Origin of the sequence: Siphonobacter sp. BAB-5405, from assembly GCF_002872335.1 — a bacterium.
In the GTDB taxonomy this organism is placed as follows: Bacteria; Bacteroidota; Bacteroidia; order Cytophagales; family Spirosomataceae; genus Siphonobacter.
In genome coordinates this window covers 48201-68259 of sequence record NZ_NJAG01000004.1, presented here as the reverse complement: position 1 = coordinate 68259, position 20059 = coordinate 48201, and the positions used below count along the sequence as shown (strand labels likewise).

The 20059-nt window shown below is 48.7% G+C and carries 19 protein-coding genes; 10 read left to right on the top strand and 9 right to left on the bottom strand.

All coding sequences use genetic code 11. The features are described from left to right. Positions 1 to 598: 598 nt before the first annotated feature. Both BWI97_RS03720 and BWI97_RS03715 read left to right on the top strand, forming a co-directional pair. Positions 599 to 1270 (top strand): superoxide dismutase, encoded by a 672-nt coding sequence (locus tag BWI97_RS03720; protein WP_094813550.1) that lies wholly within the window; start codon positions 599 to 601, stop codon positions 1268 to 1270. Between the two features lie 186 nt (positions 1271 to 1456). Further along, a complete protein-coding gene (locus BWI97_RS03715) occupies positions 1457 to 1678 on the top strand; it encodes a hypothetical protein (protein WP_094813548.1) in 222 nt (73 codons plus the stop codon). A 65-nt stretch (positions 1679 to 1743) separates the two neighbouring features. Here the strand turns inward: BWI97_RS03715 and BWI97_RS03710 are convergent, their stop codons facing one another. Both BWI97_RS03710 and BWI97_RS03705 read right to left on the bottom strand, forming a co-directional pair. Then, the gene (locus tag BWI97_RS03710; RefSeq protein WP_094813546.1) at positions 1744 to 2148 is read right to left on the bottom strand and encodes a DUF983 domain-containing protein; all 405 of its coding nucleotides are present in this window, start codon (positions 2146 to 2148) and stop codon (positions 1744 to 1746) included. A gap of 103 nt (positions 2149 to 2251) precedes the next feature. Further along, a complete protein-coding gene (locus BWI97_RS03705; RefSeq protein WP_102200080.1) occupies positions 2252 to 3109 on the bottom strand; it encodes an AraC family transcriptional regulator in 858 nt (285 codons plus the stop codon). A 224-nt stretch (positions 3110 to 3333) separates the two neighbouring features. Here BWI97_RS03705 and BWI97_RS03700 point away from each other — a divergent pair, with 224 nt between their 5' ends. Beyond that, the gene (locus BWI97_RS03700; RefSeq protein ID WP_102200079.1) at positions 3334 to 4323 is read left to right on the top strand and encodes an isopenicillin N synthase family oxygenase; all 990 of its coding nucleotides are present in this window, start codon (positions 3334 to 3336) and stop codon (positions 4321 to 4323) included. 158 nt (positions 4324 to 4481) lie between these two features. Beyond that, positions 4482 to 5594: a tRNA 2-thiouridine(34) synthase MnmA gene (gene mnmA / locus BWI97_RS03695; protein ID WP_094813540.1), complete on the top strand. Its 1113-nt coding sequence runs from the start codon at positions 4482 to 4484 to the stop codon at positions 5592 to 5594. 649 nt (positions 5595 to 6243) lie between these two features. On the opposite strand, the gene BWI97_RS03690 is transcribed toward mnmA, so the two are convergent. The 3 genes from BWI97_RS03690 to BWI97_RS03680 form a co-directional block, all read right to left on the bottom strand. After that, on the bottom strand, positions 6244 to 7209 hold the full coding sequence (locus BWI97_RS03690; protein ID WP_102200078.1) for a LiaI-LiaF-like domain-containing protein: 966 nt from the start codon (positions 7207 to 7209) through the stop codon (positions 6244 to 6246). 72 nt (positions 7210 to 7281) lie between these two features. Beyond that, a complete protein-coding gene (locus BWI97_RS03685) occupies positions 7282 to 7551 on the bottom strand; it encodes a LiaI-LiaF-like domain-containing protein (RefSeq protein ID WP_102200077.1) in 270 nt (89 codons plus the stop codon). A 36-nt stretch (positions 7552 to 7587) separates the two neighbouring features. Then, positions 7588 to 7983 (bottom strand): PspC domain-containing protein, encoded by a 396-nt coding sequence (locus BWI97_RS03680; protein ID WP_094808206.1) that lies wholly within the window; start codon positions 7981 to 7983, stop codon positions 7588 to 7590. A gap of 516 nt (positions 7984 to 8499) precedes the next feature. Here BWI97_RS03680 and BWI97_RS03675 point away from each other — a divergent pair. Together BWI97_RS03675 and BWI97_RS03670 are read left to right on the top strand one after the other, a co-directional pair. Continuing rightward, positions 8500 to 9345: an SDR family NAD(P)-dependent oxidoreductase gene (locus BWI97_RS03675; protein WP_102200076.1), complete on the top strand. Its 846-nt coding sequence runs from the start codon at positions 8500 to 8502 to the stop codon at positions 9343 to 9345. Between the two features lie 149 nt (positions 9346 to 9494). Beyond that, the gene (locus BWI97_RS03670; protein ID WP_102200075.1) at positions 9495 to 10103 is read left to right on the top strand and encodes a Crp/Fnr family transcriptional regulator; all 609 of its coding nucleotides are present in this window, start codon (positions 9495 to 9497) and stop codon (positions 10101 to 10103) included. On the opposite strand, the gene BWI97_RS03665 is transcribed toward BWI97_RS03670, so the two are convergent. The 4 genes from BWI97_RS03665 to BWI97_RS03650 all read right to left on the bottom strand — a co-directional run bounded on the left by BWI97_RS03665 (position 10091) and on the right by BWI97_RS03650 (position 14405). Next, positions 10091 to 10630 (bottom strand): HD domain-containing protein, encoded by a 540-nt coding sequence (locus tag BWI97_RS03665; protein WP_102200074.1) that lies wholly within the window; start codon positions 10628 to 10630, stop codon positions 10091 to 10093. The two genes, BWI97_RS03670 and BWI97_RS03665, sit on opposite strands and share 13 nt — an antisense overlap. A 313-nt stretch (positions 10631 to 10943) precedes the next feature. After that, entirely contained in the window at positions 10944 to 11525 is a 582-nt protein-coding gene (locus BWI97_RS03660; protein WP_094808211.1) for a helix-turn-helix domain-containing protein, read from the bottom strand. Between the two features lie 50 nt (positions 11526 to 11575). Further along, complete coding sequence (locus BWI97_RS03655; protein WP_146010864.1) at positions 11576 to 12757, bottom strand: DUF5690 family protein; 1182 nt, start codon at positions 12755 to 12757, stop codon at positions 11576 to 11578. A 421-nt stretch (positions 12758 to 13178) separates the two neighbouring features. Further along, positions 13179 to 14405: an FtsX-like permease family protein gene (locus BWI97_RS03650; protein ID WP_102200072.1), complete on the bottom strand. Its 1227-nt coding sequence runs from the start codon at positions 14403 to 14405 to the stop codon at positions 13179 to 13181. Between the two features lie 176 nt (positions 14406 to 14581). Between BWI97_RS03650 and BWI97_RS03645 the strand changes: the two genes are divergently transcribed. The 4 genes from BWI97_RS03645 (at position 14582) to BWI97_RS03630 (ending at position 19998) form a co-directional block, all read left to right on the top strand. Then, positions 14582 to 15766, top strand: coding sequence for an exo-beta-N-acetylmuramidase NamZ domain-containing protein (locus tag BWI97_RS03645; RefSeq protein ID WP_102200071.1), 1185 nt, complete (start codon positions 14582 to 14584; stop codon positions 15764 to 15766). 158 nt (positions 15767 to 15924) lie between these two features. Continuing rightward, entirely contained in the window at positions 15925 to 17457 is a 1533-nt protein-coding gene (gene guaA / locus BWI97_RS03640) for a glutamine-hydrolyzing GMP synthase (RefSeq protein WP_102200070.1), read from the top strand. A 182-nt stretch (positions 17458 to 17639) separates the two neighbouring features. Continuing rightward, a complete protein-coding gene (locus BWI97_RS03635) occupies positions 17640 to 18320 on the top strand; it encodes a hypothetical protein (protein ID WP_102200069.1) in 681 nt (226 codons plus the stop codon). Then, positions 18307 to 19998 carry a S8 family serine peptidase gene (locus tag BWI97_RS03630; RefSeq protein ID WP_102200068.1) on the top strand — a complete coding sequence of 564 codons (1692 nt, stop codon included), beginning with the start codon at positions 18307 to 18309 and terminating at the stop codon, positions 19996 to 19998. Before BWI97_RS03635 ends, BWI97_RS03630 begins: the two co-directional genes overlap by 14 nt. The last annotated feature ends 61 nt before the right edge of the window (positions 19999 to 20059 follow it).

Below are 20059 nucleotides of genomic sequence, written 5' to 3'. Positions count from 1 at the left end.
TCAGAGGCAGATTTTTAAAAATATTTGGCAAAGGGCGGCGAATGCCATTCGGATTTTGCACAAATCTGGGTGAGAACAAAACTATTCATAGCAAATGGGAAGAAATGACGTATGTATTAAATAAGTGCAAATCTCAGAAAAGGGCTGGCGGAATACTTTGACCTAAATCAAACAATTAAAATTAAAGCTTATTTTAATGTAGCGATCGCGAAAATCGACTTACTGTTCAATTCTAAAGACATTTCGGGGCGATCTCCCGCCAGTATCCTTTGCTGTTACAAAGGTCCTCCCTGCCCGCCTGTAACTTCATATCCATACGAAAGATTTTTGTATGAAAACGAAAGATCCATCGCTCATTCGGATTCTGAGGGCCGGCTGTCAGGGATAAATCATCGTTTAAACGCTATACAGACGATCTTTTGCCGCCGGGCCTTCCCTGGCCTATCCGTTGAAAGCACGGTTTGGGCGTTGACCAGCGTAGCTCCCAATCCATAAAAGTTTATCACCGAAACGCTTGTAGCCTGAAATGGTACAGATATTTTTGCCTTTGAGCTGCACCTAAGCAGTGTTTCAGATCCTTAAGAAACCATTTTCAACCATGAAATTTAAATCCCTTTTGGTAGCCGGCCTGCTGGCTTCGGCTTTTCAGGTTTCGGCACAGTTTACTCAAGCTCCCCTGCCTTACGCCTTCGACGCTTTAGAACCAAGCATCGACAAGCAAACGATGGAAATTCACTACGGCAAACACCACAAAGCGTACGTTGATAATCTAAACAAAGCCGTAGAAGGCAAACCCGAAGCTTCACAGACCATTTTTCAGGTGGTGAAGAAAATTGATAAAAACACGGCTCCGGCTATCCGGAACAACGCCGGTGGTCACTGGAACCACACCTTTTTCTGGAATACCATTGGCCCCAAACGCGGTGGCAAACCTTCCGGTGAATTAGCGGACGCGATTACGAAATCGTTTGGTACCTACGATAAATTCGTTGAGGAATTCAATAAAGCGGCTACGAGCCGGTTCGGTTCAGGCTGGGCCTGGCTGATCGTAACGCCGGATAAAAAACTGGCTGTTGTTTCAACGCCTAACCAGGACAACCCCTTGATGGCCCTGGCCGAAACGCCCGGTACACCGGTGATTGGTCTGGACGTATGGGAGCACGCTTACTACCTCAAGTATCAGAACAAACGTCCCGACTATATCAAAGCGTACTGGGACGTAGTAAACTGGGAGGCAGCAGCTAAAAACTACGCTGACGCGGTGAAATAAGCTTTCTCAAGCCCAAAAAAAGGATGGTTTCGTCAATACGGAGCCATCCTTTTTTTGTTGCATGTAGGTGCTCAACCTCACTTTGGTACGGTAATCAGGGCCTGCTTCCGATGGTGGAAAGCTTTTTTCGGGTGTACGCAGAAATGCTTCCCTTTGTAGCGTCATTCTCGTAAAAGCCCTATCTCTATGTTTAATCTCATTTCCATCCTGCTCGGCATCGTAGCCTTTGTGATTGCTTTGGCGGGACTCATTCCCTTCATTGGTATTGTCAATTGGGTCGCCCTTCCCGTTGCGTTTATCGGCCTGGGCTTTGGAGCTTTTTCGGAAAGTAAAACGGGTCGTAACCTCAATATCTTCGTACTCATTGTGGCCATCCTCCGGCTCATGCTAGGTGGAGGCATCCTGTAAGGCGATATAAAAAAGACCTCCCATCGCTGGGAGGCCTTCTGCAAACAGGTACTACGCAATAAACATTAGATCGCTGGTTTTAAATCCACGGCTTTCTGTTTGGCTTTGGCGGGGTCGTAATCGACGAACAGATTAAGCCAGGTCCGACGGGCCAGCCGGAAAAACCAGGGCATCAGCAAAACCAAAGTCGGAACCAGAAAGACCAGGAAATAATCAAGGTCCAGTTTCAAGACGTACGTATAGACGACGAAAGCGGTCAGACACCAGGCTACGTACAGAGCATAACTCACGTACAAAGCTCCCCAGTAAAAACCGGGCTCGGGTACCAGCGTTTCGTTACAATGCGGGCAATGGTGGTGAATTTCGTCAAAATGACGCTGGAAGGAAGTCTTGGTTTTGAAGAAATCTCCCTGGTGGCATTTTGGACATTTATTAAAAGCGATGCTATATAATTTCGAATTAAGTGCCATGATCGTGAAGGTTCAGAAGAAAATCCCTTTCTGATTCCTGATACAAAGATAATTTCTTCTTTCTTTTCACGTAAGGTATGAATACGGACAAGAATGGTACAAATCAACGATTTTGTGATTCTCGAAAATCTAATGGCGTTTGTCCCGTATGCGTTCGGAAAAAACGAACGAAGTACGAAGGGTCTTCAAAATGCAGCAGGTAGCCGATTTCCTTGATGGACAGAGCCGTATGCGTCAGTAAGCGTTTGGCTTCAATGATAATTCGTTCGTACAGCAACTGGCTGGCCGTTTTGCCCAGTAGTGTCTTACAGATATTATTAAGGTGGTTGGGGCTGATGTGTAATTGTTCAGCGTACGTTTTCACTTCCCGCACGTCCAGAAACTGTTCTTCCAGTAATTCTTCGTACTGCCGGATGCGGTCGTAGTAATGGGTGGATTCCCCCGGCCACTGGTTTTGATAGACGCGGTTCGCCTTTTCCAGGATAATGTGTAAGTACGACAGAAACACCTCCGATCGATTGACTTCAGCCGCCGTATATTCCTGATACATCAGCTCGTACAGGGACACGAACGTTTCATCTGTTACTTCCAGTAAGGGTCGATGCTGGTGGGAGTGATAAAAAGGATACGCAAACAATCGATTAGGAAAGCGGCTACGAAAGTAATTCGGCTCAAAAAAGAGATTATAGCCTTTAATATCCGGTGAAAGCTCCCAGCTATGTACCTGACCCGGCGTTAGAAAATACAATTGATGAGGTCCCACCTCGTACGTACGAAAGTCGATGGTATGCGTTCCCTTCCCCTCCTTGATCCACATCAGCAGATAAAACGTGTGCGAATGCGATTTATCAATGCCTTTGAATTCACGTACCAGTTTTTCGAGCGGGGTCATAAAAAAAGGTACATCGGGCTCGTGCCGCTGGAAGGCTTGAATACTATAGGTAGGAAATTCAGTGCTCATACGTTTCAGTTCAGGCGTAGGGATATCAACCAGACGGTCAGTATCATTGGCAATGTTCGGGATAAAAACGCCGGGGGCAAGGCGATTTGGTGAATTTGTCGGTAAGCCAGTCCTCTAATACGTTCCTGCCCGGTAGCGATTGATTTTCATTCACTAAACGCAAAATCGCAGCACCTACGCCTAAACTTGCTTACTTTTGTACAACACTTTATCCCTAGTACACCATGGAAAGTCTTCAGAATGACGCTCTTTTGGACGAAATCCCATCGCTGGATCTGGCTGATTTTACCTCGGGTGATGCCGAGCGAAAAGCCAGGTTCGTAGCTGATCTGGGCCGGGCGTTTAACAATATCGGTTTTGTTGCGATCAAAAACCACGGCCTCACGGCTGAGTTGCAGGACCATCTATATGCAGCAGTGAAGGAATTTTTCTTTAAAGCTGACGACTACAAGAAACAATACGAAGTGCCGGGCATTGCCGGGCAGCGGGGTTACGTGGGCAAGGGGAAAGAAACTGCCAAAGGTTTCAAAGTGGCCGATCTGAAAGAATTTTACCACGTCGGCCAGCCCCATCCGACGACGGACGATGGCGATTCGGTCTGGGCAGATTATCCCAAAAATGTATTTCCAGAAGACTTACCGGCTTTTGAACAGTATACCGTACAAACGTATCAGACGTTTGAACAAACGGGAAAAACGTTGCTGCGGGCCATTGCTCTGTATCTGGAACTGTCCGAGGATTACTTCGAGGGTAAGGTGAAGCACGGTAACAGCATTTTACGGGCTCTCCATTACTTCCCGCTCGACCCCAATGTAGTGGAACCCGGAGCCGTACGGGCCGCGGCTCACGGAGATATTAACCTGATTACGCTGCTGATGGGAGCCAGTGCCGAAGGACTCGAGGTTCTGCGTCGGGACGGAGCATGGATTGGTATTACGGCCTTGCCCGACCAGATCATCGTCAATGTAGGGGATATGCTCGACCGCCTTACTAATCACAAGCTGAAGTCGACGATTCACCGGGTAGTCAATCCTTCGCGGGAAAAAATGAACACCTCCCGGTTTTCGATTCCTTTCTTTATGCACCCTCGCTCAGAGATGGATTTGACTTCACTGGAAAGTTGTATTGATACGCAGCATCCTAAACTTTATACGGACATGACCGCCGGAGAGTTTCTGGATGAACGCCTGCTGGAGTTAGGCCTTAAAAAGTAGTACGTTTCAGGAGCAGTACTCGCATTACTGCTCCTGAAATTGAACTTTCACCCAAGGGTTTGGGTTGAAATGCACTCCCTTAGCATTACCAGTACCTTTTCGTAGTGTCTTTCACTACATCACCAATCGCAGGGCTTTGAACCCTGGCCGGATTCATTATGAGCAAACACGGACGTATTCTGGTCGCCATGAGTGGCGGCATTGATTCTTCACTGGCAGCGGTCCTGCTGCACGAACAAGGTTACGAAGTCATTGGTATGACGATGAAAACCTGGGACTACGCCAGTTCCGGGGGTACGAAAAAAGAAACGGGCTGTTGTAGTCTCGATAGCATCAACGATGCCCGTAACGTAGCGGTACAGCTGGGTTTCCCGCACTATATTCTTGACATTCGGAATGAATTTGGGGATTACGTAATCGACCATTTTACGGGTGAATACCTGGAAGGCCGTACGCCTAACCCCTGCGTTTTGTGCAACACGCACATCAAGTGGGACGCTTTGTTACGGCGGGCCGACAAGCTCGATTGCGAGTTTATTGCTACAGGTCACTATGCCAACCTGCGGGAAGGCAACGGCGGTCCGTCGCACGGTCGTCATATCGTATCGAAGGGTTTGGATACCTGGAAAGATCAGAGTTACGTACTCTGGGGGGTATCACAGGACAGTCTGGCCCGTACCAAGCTTCCCCTGGGTAATTTCCGTAAAAGTGAAATTCGAGAAATGGCCAAAGAACGCGGTTTCTTTGAGTTAGCCAGCAAGGCAGAAAGCTACGAGATCTGCTTTGTACCGGATAACGATTATCGCGGTTTCCTGAAACGCCGTATTCCTACCCTGGAGGCAGAAGTAGCCGGCGGTAACTTCGTCGATCAGGAAGGGAAAGTACTGGGCACGCACGAAGGTTATCCGTTCTATACCATTGGCCAACGCAAAGGCCTGGGTATTGCTCTGGGCTACCCCGCTTTCGTTACGGAAATTCGGAAAGACAGCAATGAAGTCGTACTGGGCCGTGACCGCGACCTGGAACGGACTGGTATGATGGTTAGTCAGCTGAATATGCAGAAGTATGCCGAACTGACGCAGCCCCTGGAAACAGTCACGAAAATTCGTTATAAGCACGAGGGAACACCGGCCATCATTACGCAAACCGGTGGGCAAATGGAAGTACGCTTCCACGAACCCGTAACCGGCGTAGCTCCCGGTCAGGCAGCCGTTTTTTACGAAGGCGACGACGTGGTAGGCGGCGGTTGGATTACCAAAGCCCTGCGGTAGAGATAAGCTTTCACTACATAAAGAGCCAAGGAATGTGCCGCAAGACATCGTTTAATCGCTGTCAACATACGGTAAATTCCTTGGCTCATTTTGTAAGGAAACGGGTCCTTAGGCAATAAAATAAAGTCCGCAGCAGTGAGACTTATGTAGACTGGTAGGCACAACCTACCAATTTTTGCGTCCGTAGTAAACGTTGCGGGCAACCCGCCCCGCTAATGTTAATCGAGTTTGACTAGCCAGAACACAAGCGGAGCAGTCTTCTCCTTTACCCAGCACTTAACCCCGAAGGGGTTCAATGTGATAGCCCCGTATGCAATGCGGGGAATAAAACGTCCATGGTTTATACCCATGGCTATGACCATTGAACCCCTCCGGGGTTAAACGGCCCCGTCTCCCCTAGTTTAGTCAAGCTTGTATGCCGACCCCCTAACCCTGAAGGGGTTCAACATCCATAGCCTCGTATGAAATGCGGGGAACATCCCGCCCGGTAGGCACAGCCTACCAACTTAAAAAGTCCGTAGTACATACTACGGACAACCCCTCCCGCTACCTTTACCAGGTTTATCCTACCTAAAACGGAAAACGGAAAACGGAAAACGGAAAACGGAAAACGGAAAACTCAAAACGGCTGCGGCCACCGCTCAAAACCCTAATACCTTTCCACTTTCCATTCCGCAATACCTCCTTCGAAGCGGATATTGATTTTTTTCTTGGCACCCGCATAGCCGGGCGTTTCGTAAGCATCACCCTGACGCGTAAATCCGTTGAAATCTTTTTCCGTTAACGCTCCCCGGGTGGTGATCCGACAACCCACGGATTGGGGCACCTTAATTTTTACACTCGCCACACCCGCATTTACTTCCACGTCTGTTTGGTCGGTTTTATCACCCAGTTTCAGATCCATTTCGGCGGCTCCGGTGTGCAGACTTACCTTGCTGACTTTGAAAGGCGTCAGGTCAAAATCGGCTTTGCCCGCCCCTACTTTCATGTCCAGATTCCAGAGCGGTTGTGGATTAAGGCGTACGGCAACATTGTTGTGTGAGTGCTCTTCGTCCCAGTTCCACTTCTTACGCCCCTTCATGCTTAGTACTACTTCGCTGGCTCCGTTCACACTCGTACTTTTCAGCGACAGATTGCCCATATCCAGATCACCATCGGCCTCTACCAACTGTTTATCCGTAGTACCCATCGTAAACTCCGCCGCTCCGCCTTCGAGCTGAAAACTAGCTGCATTAACACTATCGGTCATGGGTTCGGCCAGGTATTGCTTACCGCCACTCTGTTCTGAATCGCGGTTTTCGTACGATTCTTCTGATTCATCGTCCTGATCATCATCGTCCCAGCTTCCATTCCAGTGAATATTGTCACGTACCCGGTCCCGTACTTTCGTAGCAATGAACAAGGGAACGCAGATGGCCAGTAAAATCAGAGTCACTACCGTGACGTTGCGGTTCGCTTTACCCCAGATCATGTTTACACCCAGTACCACAAACAAGAGGGGCCAGAGCCGCAGGAGTTCACCGAAATGGAAGTCAAACCAGCCCAGATTTCGTCCCAGGAACAAAATTCCCAGTAGTACGAAAAATCCGCCGAGTAATAGATTTTTAGCATTCATAGCATGAAGGCCCGTAAGCGGTGCCCGTTAAAGAGAGATGACAGCAATAGCGTAGTTGAAGGAAAAACGTTATCAGGCAAAGGGTTCAGCGGGTGGCTGAGGCGGCTGCGGGGGTTGCGGTGCAGCGGGATCGGCTGGAAAGGATCCCGTAGTGTGCGGCGGGTCATAAGGCGGTTCTTCTTTTTTCCGAACCAATAGCCAGATACCCAGTACAATTAACGCTACGGGCCAGTATCGCCGTACCGAATGCCAGTCAATGTAAAACCACCCCAGTTCCTCGGCCAGTTTGATAATGCCATAGGCGATGAAAGCCAGGCCTATGATTACGCGAGAAGGTGTCATGTGTGTGTTTGGTTATGGGTGAGTGCAACGCTGGTATCAGGCAATTCTTTCCTTAATCTGATCTTTGAAAATTACTGCCAGCCCAACGACGATTAATGACAGAGGCCAGGCTTTATCCCAGTCGAACCAGGTAAACTCGTCCAGTAAAAACAGGGAGCCAAACAAAATTGCGGCAATACCCCAGGCTTTCGAATTATGCGTACGGGGCTGCGGTGAATTCGTATCCACCTCTACGGCATACGCTCCTTCTACTCGTTTGGGAAGGGCAATCCATAAGATAATATAGGCAATGACGAAAGGAGCATGCGTGAAAATGGCACCCAGTACAAACAGCACCCGTACCAGAGCTACATCAACATTTAAGTAAGCAGCCAGACCGGCGGCTACGCCACCAATCATTTTATGCGAAGGAATGCGTTCTAAACGGTTCATGACTTTATATCCTTAGTATTGAATGATAAACGTTGAAAAAGCGGTTCATTGTTCGCTTTGTTGATTCAAAGGTGGCAATTGAATTGGTTCAACGGAAGTCAATCGGGCCGGATGGTTTCTTTCCGTGGATCAACGGACTATTTTATGGATAGAACTTGGTTATACACAGTACCTATTACTTTTTACAGAAAATCTTTGCCTTTTTTTTACCCCTCTTGGCTAAAACAGGTATTTCTACGTAAAGAAAAGCCATCCCGCTGTATCACTTTTGTGAGATCAACCTTCTGCCTTTTCAAATTCTCGCTTGTGTATATAAAAGTCATGCATTATTCATGACGAATACTCCCTCTGGCGTTGCCGGTTTAGAGTAAGACTATTTCCGATTCAAATAGCTATCCAACTCACAAACACGAACCCATCCAGCCGGATGGGTTTATTTTTTGGTAAAGTTCGTACATCCTTCCATTGTGGGCTGGCCGTCTTTTTTTAACCAAAAGGCCATTGAACCTTTCTGTTATGCCCTATACTGCTCTCATCACCGGAGCCAACTCCGGCCTTGGCTTAGCCACGGCCCAGGCCCTGGCTCGACAAAATTTTGATCTGATTTTTCTGGTACGCTCCCGCGAAAAGGGCGAATGGGCCCGCCAGCAAGTGCTGCAACAGTCTCCACAGGCTCGTGTCGAGTTGTTCTTTGCGGACCTGACTAATCTGGCCGCCCTGCGTCAGGCCGCTGAGGCCATTCAGAAACGTTACGACCGCATTGACCGGCTGATCAACAATGCCGGTTACGCTCCCGCTTCCATCGAGTATACACCCGAAGGTTACGAAAGAAGCTTCATCGCCAATCACCTGGGTCACTTTGTACTCACCTTTGAATTGTTCGACTTACTACGAGCCAGCGGTGAAGCCCGCATTATCAATGTTTCTTCAGCAGCCCACGCTTTGGGAAAGGCCCGTCGTTTTTTTGTGAAGAACAATACCGCTCTGAACATCTGGACTACCTATGGCGATGGGAAGCTGGCCAATATTCTATTTACCCAGGAACTGGCCCGGCGGCTGGAGGGTCAGCCCATCACGGCCTACGCCCTTCACCCCGGCGTTGTCAATTCGCAGTTTGGACAAAATTTTCTGGGTAGCTGGAAAGTCGGCTTTGGTTTGCTACGCCCGTTCATGATCACGCCGGAAGAAGGGGCCCGCACGGCGGTGTATCTGTCAACGGCATCTGTACCCGAGTCGTACAATGGCAAATACTTTAGTAAATCACGGCCCACACGTATCCTCAGTACCGACGCCAACGCCTACAATGGGCAGTTGTTATGGAAACTGAGCGAACAGGCCGCTGGTATCCGCTGGCTGTCCTGATCCCCGTTCCGGGCGGGCTCATAAGGCTTCTACGTACATTCGTCGCATTCCTTTTCCAGGATTGCTCCTTAGCCCGTACTTTAGTTTAACCTTTCAGCCAGTCCTACTGGCTCATCGAAGGGAACCACTACTCTGACTAACGAAACGATATGAGTGATTCCCATACTGCTTTCACAGTATTGCGAGCTTATTTAGTGGATAAAACTGAATTTTCGGAAGAAGACCTGGCGACCATTTTCAGTTATTTCCGGTTAAAAAAGGCCAGCCGTTACGAATTTTTGCTAACCTCAGGTGAGGTATGCCGAAATCTGTATTTTGTAAGTCGGGGTAGCTTTCGTTTGTTTTATACGCAGCCCGACGGAGCCGAAGCAACGCGGTATTTTGCTTTAGAAAACACCTTCGGAACGGCTCTGCAAAGTTTTTTGACGCAGGAACCTTCTCTGGAAACGAGCCAGGTACTGGAAAACTCGGATCTTCTGGTGATTAGTTACGAAGATTTTTATCACCTGCACGCCACTTTACCCGGTTGGGATGCGGTGTACCGTTACATTCTCGAAACGGCCTATATCATTAGTACCCGACGCTTTGAAACCTTCCTGTGCATGGATGCAGCCGATCGCTATCGCTGGTTGCTACGCATGCACCCCTCCTTCATCGAACGCTTTTCTAACAAACACGTGGCCTCCTACCTCGGGCTTTCTCAGGAAACGCTAAGCCGCCTCAAATCACGTATTGGTCGTAGCCCTCAACTCAACTGACGCTGCAGATGTCGCAGAGCCATCGTGCGGTAAGGCTCCAGATCCAGGATCGGCCGGGTTCGTTGCGGAGCTTCGTCGTCCCATTCTTTCACTTTCAGGCTCAGGTAGAAGTACGGATTTTTTTCGTAAGCTTTGGCCTCCCGTTCGGGCATAATGCCCCCCTGCGTGTACAACTGATGCAGGCGATGTTCGTCCAGCTGGCGTACGCGTTCCGGAAATTTCCAGCACAAATAGCGTTCGGCCTCGGTATGCATTACTACCACCTGGGCTACTTTTTCTGAAAAACCATTGGCTCGCAGGTACTCGGAGCCAATTCGACCGTAAGCTGGCTGGTAATGATCCGAAGCCAGCAACTGGCCAATGTCGTGAAAAAAGGCCGCTAGTACTACTTCATCGTCGTAGCCTTCTTCTTCAGCCAGTTGAGCCGTCTGAATGGAATGTTCCAGCAAACATTCGTCGGCATGTTCATACGATTGGTACAGGCCTAGCAGAGCATCAACGGTTGCCTGCATTTCAAAATTTTTCATCGGACCAGAGGAGTTAAGCTATCTTTTATCAGGCGTAGCGGCTTATCCAAATACACAAAAAGCGGCAGTACAAGGTTCTGCCGCTTTTCTTCAATCGTTTCATTCACTTAACCATTAATACGTTTCGGGCTGGATAAATCGCTCTTGTCTGGAACAAACTTACACCGCCAGCATTACGTCAGTTTTAAGTAGCCGTGAACAAATTGATAGCTTTCCATTCATTAAGCTCTACTTGTACCCTGAGGCCTGAACCCCTTTGTCCATTCGGGACAACCCTATGCTGAAAATAGTTTTATCCCGAATGATCTCTGACTTATACTTTTTCAACGAAAAAATAGACGATTAAAATCACACTATCGTCCTCAACCAAATTAGACGCTTTGTGCGGGATTCGCCCATCAAAAAACAGGGAATCGCCCTCTTTTAACACGTGCGTTTCTTCGCCAATCACACACTCTATTTCTCCTTTGATAACGTATTTAAATTCGTACGCATCGCTCGTAGTAGTCGTACTTTGCCGGGCCTGGGGTTTTACCTCCGCCAGTACGATATCGACGGCCAAAGCTGCGATCGTTTTTGTTAGAATGCGACGATAGGTAAAATCCGGAGCATCCTCTTTGTAGAAGGTCTGATACTCCTCTTTACGTCGGACAGAAAGCTTTCCGTTTCCTGAACCCTGTACCAATTCTTCAAAAAATACGTTCAAATCTATTCCCAGCGAACGAATCAAATTGATTAATACGAGCAGAGAAGGAATCGTACGATTGTTCTCAATTTGGGAAATTAATGCCTTACTTACCTGAGCCCGATTCGCAAGTTCCTGTAAAGTAATACCCTGACTTTTCCGCTTTCCTTTAAGTTGGCTACTGATTTGAATTAAAATCTCTTCGTTCATGCGGTTGACAACACTTCAAAGCGAGCAGCGTTGTTTTGGTTATTGATAATTTAAAAAATTGAGGATTTTTTGAGCTTTCTGGCAAAATAAATGGCGGATATTACCAGTAAAAGCCCTGCAATTAGCGGAAGAAGGTAGGTAATGCTGAGATAAAACTTTAGCCAGGAGATATCCGTATGACCGAAGTTTTTAATTATTAAAATGCCCACGCTTCCCAGATAACCAGCGAAATCAGCCGAATAAAAGAGAAAGCCTACATTCGCTTTTTCACCACGAATGGCAATGAGGCGTTCAAAAAGCATTCCATTAAAGGGAACGTATACCAGATAAATACCTAGTCCTACGCCAATCATCCATTCCAGCGGCTGAATTCGCCCCTGAAGGTATAACCAGGAAGCAAGCGGAATCAGAATTATACCTAGAGCGATAAAGACCAGATTGGCCCAAAATGCCTTTCGATTGCTGGAAATGATAAACAAAACACCCACCAGTAACGTCACAATTACCCCTACCCAACTTTCGGTTACGGAAAAAATACGGGGCGTGCGGATGCCCAGTTCCTGCCAGATTTCGACGGCAAAATTGTCGCGGATATCCCGCAGCATGGAGATAATAACGTAGATCAGGATCAGTGAAACCAGACCCGGAGCCAGTGCTTTGAAAAAACGTCGCCGGTCCTCAGCAGTCATGGGCAGGCGGGGCTTTCGGGCGGCAATGTCGGCTGCTGTAGGGGGCGGAGCAACCTGTAACATCCAGACAAAGAGGAGCAACAGAGGCGAAAAAGCCAACCCTACTACCGCGGGCATCCAGTACTCGGATACCCCCCAGTTGAGCACCCAAACGCCCACGGATTTTACTACACCGGAGGCAACAATAAAACTTAAACAGAGGCCTGCTCCAAGCAGATCGGTCAGTCGGCGGCCTTCCAGAAAGCCAAAGACCAGTCCGTATACCAATCCCAACGCGAGACCGTTAAAAAACAGTAAAAACCAGTTGTACGGAGGGGGTAGCAAGCCAAATAGGACGAGAGCTAGTTCGGCCACTCCGATTACCAGCAGAATTCGGAGCGATCGCTGCTCCGGGCGGGTTTCGGAGATGATTTTTATACCAATCCCTTTGGCGGCGGCGTAACCCAGAATTTGAGTAACGACGAGGATGATTTTATAATCAATCCCTCCCAGTTGCATCGATTCGAAAGTGCCTGCTGTAAATGGTTTCCGAAAAGCAAACATGCAGAAGTACGTACCAAAAGCACCAATGGTTAACCAAAGGGTTAATAAAAAAGGATTGGTAATTTTTAATGGCACTGTGAAAAAATCTCTAATACCCATAAATCAATCCCCATGATTAGCGAACATAGCTTCGCACTATTGTTTCAGTATAACTAAAACAATTTAAGTAAAACTGAATATTAAGGTGTTCGTTGGGACTTAAATAATTCCGGCGGGGTAATGGAGCAGGACTTTTATAGCTCTTTTTCAAAGCTAATTAACTTAACTCAATAATAAATCAACTTGTTTTTTAAAACAGATCAATTTATTCATGAAAACTGGTTTCATTTTATCCATAAAATCAGCTCTACTCGAGAAAATTCTCTTCAAATGCCTGACCAGATAGCGTATATTTCCAATGAGTAGTTTTAGAAGACTACCTCTATTTCGAGAAACGGATGGCTTCCACGGGTCGCATTCGGGTAATAATGAAGGTAGGTAACAGCAGTACAAGGGTGACCAGGCCGAGTACAGCCAGGTTGAGAGCCAGTACTACGCCCCAATTCATTTCAATGGGGACGTAACTCATGTAGTAGTTTTCCGGGTCAAGGGGGAAGAGACGGTAACGTTGCTGAATCAGACACAAGCCGATACCCAAGCCATTGCCAATCAGAAGACCTTTCAGAATCATCGAGATTCCCTGCCACAGAAAAACCTTGCGAATCTGCCAGCTAGGGCTACCCAGGGCTTTTAGCAAGCCAATCATGGGAATCCGCTCCATGATGAGGACCAACAGTACCGATACCATATTAAAGCTGGCCACGAAAAGAATCAGGGTCAGAAATACACTGAGGTTACGATCCAGCAGGCTCAGCCAGTCGAACAGGGGCCGGTATTCATCGACTACACTCCGCAGATCCTGTTCGGGTTCGAGTAACTTGGCAATTTGGGCTTCCGCCGTCGGTAACTGCGTAAAATCCTTTACAAACACTTCATACCCCCCTACCGTATCGGGCCCCCAGCGATTGAGCTTCTGTACCAGACGTATGTCACCCAGAATGAGTTGTTTATCCAATTCCTCCAGCCCCGTTTCATAGATTCCCGTAACCGTAAGTTTACGGGGCCGGGGCGGATTTTGAAGGAAATAAATGATTACGCCATCACCGGGTTTGAGTTGTAACTGTTTGGCAATCGTCCGGCTGATCATCACCTGTTTCGAATCAGAAGTATCTTTCTGAAATGCAGGTAAGGCACCTTCCACCAGATTCTGCCGAAAAACATTCCAGTCATAATCAGACCCTACACCTTTAAACAGTACCCCCTGAAGATCATCCGGCGTTTTCAGTATCCCCGCTTTGTGAGCCACCATTTGCAGGTGGCGTACGGCCGACAGGCTTTTGTACTGTTCACTGATCCGGGAGTTACGGGGCATCGCCGTTTCTTCGTACGACTGATTTAGCGTATACCGGGTAACTTTCAGGTGAGCCGACAGACTAAAGAGTTTTTCCTGAATGGTGCCTTTAAAACCAAACAGTACCGCAAAAGCCAGAATCATCACCGCCAGCCCAATCGCGATACTGGCAATGCCAATACGGGTTACCGTCGCCGAAAACAAGCGTTGTTCGGTACGGCGGCGTAAACGGGCAGCGAGAAAACGTGGAAAGTTCAACGAAAAATAGTATTAGTTACCGGATGCCTATCCGGGTTTGTTCAAAACCAATGAAAACCGGGTTTACGATTCTGATTTGATCGTTTTTCCCTTTTTTCCTAATTACAAAAGTAGCGGTTCCCGTGCTTTTCCAAAGTTAGCGTTGGTTTTTCCGCTCTTTCCCCCGAAATTTGCACATGGTTTCTTTCCGTACCCCCTGTTTACTGGCTCTTTTCCTGCTTGTGGTCGCCTGTTCGCGGCCCGTTTTACACGCCCAGTCTGCTTCCAAGGTGACGCTCGGCATCGAGCGAACGAACGAGTACCTGCCCTTGCTGAAAGGAAAAAAGGTAGGACTGGTGGTCAATCATACGTCCATATTTCCTGATCAAACGCATCTGGCTGATTCTTTACTGAATCTGGGCGTACAGATTAAGACCATTTTTGGTCCCGAACACGGCTTTCGCGGCAAGGCCGATGCGGGCGAGCACGTCTCGAGCGGCGTAGACCAGAAAACCGGCTTACCCGTCGTATCCCTCTATGGCTCGAATAAGAAACCCACACCCGAGCAAATCAAAGATCTCGATATTCTTCTGTTTGACATTCAGGATGTAGGAGCCCGTTTTTATACGTATACGTCTACCATGCACTATATCATGGAAGCGGCGGCGGAACAGGGCAAAACGGTACTGATTCTGGACCGGCCGAATCCCAACGGTCACGTAGTGGATGGCCCCGTGCTGGACCGCAAGTTTGCTTCTTTCGTCGGACTTAATCCCGTACCTATTTCCCATGGTTGTACAGTCGTTGAACTGGCCGAGATGATCAATCAGGAAGGCTGGCTGAAAAACGGAGCAAAATGCAAGCTTGTGACAGTTCTCTGTCAGAATTACACCCATCAAACGCCCTATACCCTACCCGTCGCTCCTTCGCCCAATTTGCCCAACCAGCAAAGCATTCTGTTATACCCTTCCATCTGTTTGTTTGAGGGTACGGAGATCAGTTTAGGTCGGGGGACGGATACGCAATTTCAGGTCATTGGCGGTCCTTCGCCGAAGTATGGTACATACGAATTCACCCCGGTAGATAAACCCGGAGCCATGAACCCACCCAACGAAGGCGTGCGTTGCTACGGCCTGGACCTGCGGAAAATCGATGCCTGGAAAGAAGGGTTTACGCTAAAATACGTACTGGACTTTTACGCAAAAGCTCCGGATAAAAGCAAATTCATCAACCGTCCGAAAGCCTTTGATCAGTTGGCGGGTACCGACCAGTTGCGAAAACAAATGGAAGCGGGCCTGAGCGAATCCGACATCCGGAAGAGCTGGGAGCCAGCGTTAAGTCAATACAAAACCCTTCGAAAGAAGTATTTACGATACCCTTGATAGTCGTTTGAGGAAGGTTTGAGGTTTAATGTTTGATAGGGTTTGCAGGTTGAGCTAAACTTTAAACCTCAAACCTGAAACTTCCAACCTATAAACCTCCCTCAAACGCAGAACTCTTTTTTTTATCGATTCCTTACTGACCAATTGTCGGTACACACATGACTGAAAAAATTCTTATTCTCGATTTTGGCTCGCAGTATACGCAGCTCATCGCCCGCCGGGTTCGCGAGTTAAACGTGTATTGTGAAATTCATCCGTATAATCATTTTCCCGAACTCGACGCTTCTGTGAAAGGGGTCATCCTTTCCGGTAGTCCCTGTTCGGTACGCGACGCCGACTCTCCACATCCGGACTTGTCGCAATTCCGGGGTCAGTTGCCTTTGCTGGGGGTTTGCTACGGAGCCCAGTTGCTGGCTCAAACTTCAGGCGGCGAAGTAGCCCCTTCTAAAATCCGGGAATACGGACGTGCCATGCTGCATTCGGATGATGCCAACCGTTCGGTACTGTTGCAAAACCTGACGCCCGAGTCGCAGGTATGGATGTCCCACGGGGATACCATCGTAACGATTCCCGACAACTTTACGATCATTGGCTCCACGGAAACCGTACGCGTAGCCGCTTTTAAAATTGAAGGCGAAGAAACCTACGGCATTCAGTTTCACCCCGAAGTGACCCACTCGCTGGAAGGCAAGGAAGTACTGAAAAACTTCCTGGTGGACATCTGCGGTTGCAAGCAGGAATGGACGCCCGCCAACTTCGTCGATGAAGTAGTTGAGCAACTTAAGGAAAAACTGGGCGATGACAAAGTAGTTATGGCTCTTTCCGGTGGGGTCGATTCTACAGTAGCCGCCATGCTGATTCACCGGGCCATCGGACCGAACCTGTACTGTATTTTCGTAGATAACGGTCTGCTGCGGAAAGACGAATTCGAGCAGGTACTGCACTCCTACCAGGATATGGGCCTGAACATCAAAGGCGTAAACGCCAAAGATCAGTTCTACTCGGCTCTGTCTGGTTTGACGGATCCCGAAGATAAACGCAAAGCCATTGGCCGGTCTTTCATCGAAGTATTCGATCAGGAAGCTCACCTGCTAACCGACGTTAGCTGGTTGGGACAGGGTACAATATATCCCGACGTGATTGAATCGGTATCCGTGAAAGGTCCTTCCGCAACGATCAAATCGCACCACAACGTAGGTGGTCTGCCCGATTTCATGAAACTTCAGGTCATCGAACCGTTACGTACCTTGTTCAAAGATGAAGTACGTCGCGTGGGCCGTGAATTGGGTATTGTGGAATCCATTCTGGGTCGCCACCCCTTCCCCGGACCGGGTCTGGCCATTCGGATTTTAGGCGATATTACGGCTGAAAAAGTAGCCATTCTTCAGGAAGTAGACGCCATTTTCATTGGTAAACTCCGCGAAAAAGGCCTCTACAATCAGGTATGGCAGGCCGGAGCGATTCTGCTTCCCATCCAGTCCGTTGGCGTCATGGGCGATGAGCGTACTTACGAACGCGTCGTGGCTCTGCGGGCCGTGGCCTCCGTAGACGGGATGACTGCCGACTGGGTACACCTACCTTACGAGTTTCTGGCGGAAGTTTCCAACGAAATCATCAACCGGGTGAAAGGCGTAAACCGCGTCGTCTACGACATTTCGTCGAAACCCCCGGCCACCATCGAGTGGGAATAATCATAGCACGAAAGCCGGAGGCTTTACTCCGGCTTTTCGTTTTTGTTAAAAAGTTTGAAAGGTGTAATTCGTATACATACTTTCAAACTTTTTTAACGTTACAAGAAAACAGTACCTTTAATCTTCATTTTAACGATCGTTCAATACCCACCTAATTACTTTATCTCCATCCCTCTGTTTGTATGAAAAAGGTATACGCTGTTTTGTTCCTTGCGTTGAGTGTGTGGTCCTGTAAGCCCGCTGATACCGAACCGGCATCGGATTACGATTACTTCCCGCTCGAAAAAGGCAATTTTGTTATTTACGATGTCACCCAAACCCAGTATGCTCTGGCTCAGGATTCTGTCCAGTCACAGTATCAGATTAAAGAACTGGTAGCGGACGCCTTTACGGGACTGGATGGCGAATCCTCCTTCCGGCTCGAACGCTACCGCCGCAATAGTCAGCAGCAGGCCTGGGCCATTGACTCGGTCTGGACGGCTCGTCGGACGCTGAATCAGGCCATCCGTACGGAGAATAATGTACCCTACGTGAAACTCTGGTTTCCGGTCTACCCTAAACAAACCTGGAATGGTAACGTTTTGAATAGTAATGATCCGGATGAATACGAGGTAACCCAAAAGGACCAGCCGCTGAAAATCGGATCAAACGATTTTTCTAAAACGTTGACGGTCGTACAGGAAAACAAAGTATCAGCCATTGATTTAGTCAATCGCAAAGAAATATACGCCAAAGGAGTCGGACTGATTTACCGGGAACGCACAGAGCTGTATTACTGTCAGTCAGCCGCCTGTTTTGGTCAGAATAAAATTGATTTTGGAACTCGCTTCATTCAGCAAATATCTAGTTATGGTAAAGAATAGAGGGCTTCGGGCTGGTTTGTCGGCACTGTTAGCGTGTGCATTTTTCTCGGTTCAGGCCCAAACGACGGCCAAGTATCTGGTCGTATTCAAGGACAAAACCAATTCACCCTACGACGTCAATCGCCCGCAAGAGTTTCTCTCCAAACGTTCCATTGAACGTCGCTTCAAACAAAACCTGGTCGTCTCTGAACGCGACCTGCCCCCTAACCCAACCTACATCCAGGCCGTTCGGGAAAAAGGAGCGAAAGTCTGGTACAAAACCCGCTGGGCCAATGGCGTACTCGTGGAGTGTACCCCTCAGCAACTGGAAGAGATCAAAACCCTGCCTTTCGTGGCCGGTAATGATGGTAACGTTCCTTTGAGTGCAGTACCCGTCACCACGACGCCGGGTATTCGTAGCGGTAGCAAAGCCTGGTCGGGTGACCTGCAACCGCTGGAGGCGTCGCCAGCTACTTCTACCCCAAAAAATCCTAAAGCCCTGGATTATGGGTATTCCCAAACGCAGATTGGTCAGATGCGAGTGGACTCAATGCACGCCCGAGGTTTCCACGGCGAAGGCATGTGGGTGGGTGTGATCGATAATGGCTTTCTGAGCGTCAATACGCAGGCGGCGTTCAAACACCTGTTTGACGAAAACCGGATTCTGGGCACCTACGATTTTGTAGCGAATAATGCCAACGTATACGATCAGGGTACGCACGGCAACAGTGTACTTTCGCTCATGGCGGCTTACCTGCCGGGTCAGTTGATTGGTACCGCCTATAAAGCCTCGTATCTGTTGCTTCACACGGAAGACAATTCGGGCGAAAAACGGCAGGAAGAAGCTTTTTGGCTAGCCGCTGCCGAGTACGCTGATAGCGTGGGGGTAGATGTGATCAACTCTTCTTTAGGCTATTCGACGTTCGACAATCCGGCTACCAGCTATACCTATCAGGATCTGAACGGCCAGAAGGCTCTTTCGACCCGGGCCGCTAAATGGGCCGCTGAGACGGGCATTTTGGTGGTGGTTGCGGCGGGTAACGAAGGCAGCGATGCCTGGCGTTACATCACCGTACCCGCGGATGCGGATTCCATCATTACCGTAGGAGCCGTTGACTCACGTATGGCTCGGGCCAACTTTAGTTCCATCGGACCAACGGCGGATGGACGCATGAAACCCGATTTATCGGCCATGGGCTCTGGTAACGTAGTGATCAATGCCCTCAACGGACAGTTGGCTTCGGGTGGTGGAACTTCGTATGCCTCGCCCCTGCTGGCGGGTATGGCGACCAGTTTCTGGCAGGCGTATCCGTACCTGACCAACATGGAAGTGATTTCCTTACTGAAGCAATCGGCTCACAAGAACGAGGAACCGGACAACTTTCTGGGCTACGGCGTACCCAACTACCTGCGAGCAGAACAGGCTATACAGGCATTTCGTAAAAAGGAAGGCGTACGCATTGTACCTAATCCCACGAGTGGTTCCCGCAATCCGATCGCTGAGTTGCCATTTAACGAGCAAAACCGTACGTACGCCGTAACGCTACTCGATACGCAGGGACGCATTTTCTGGGAAGGACAAGTTTCGGGTCGCCGGGCTGAACTCGCCATTGGATCGCTTCCGATGCCTTCGGGTATGTATATGTTGCGATTCTCGCGGGATGCGGAAAACTACACGGCCCGCTGGCTGAAATGGTAGGACATCCAGCATCTATCTCTCGTACACCCAGAAGCCGTAAAAGCATGACTTTTACGGCTTC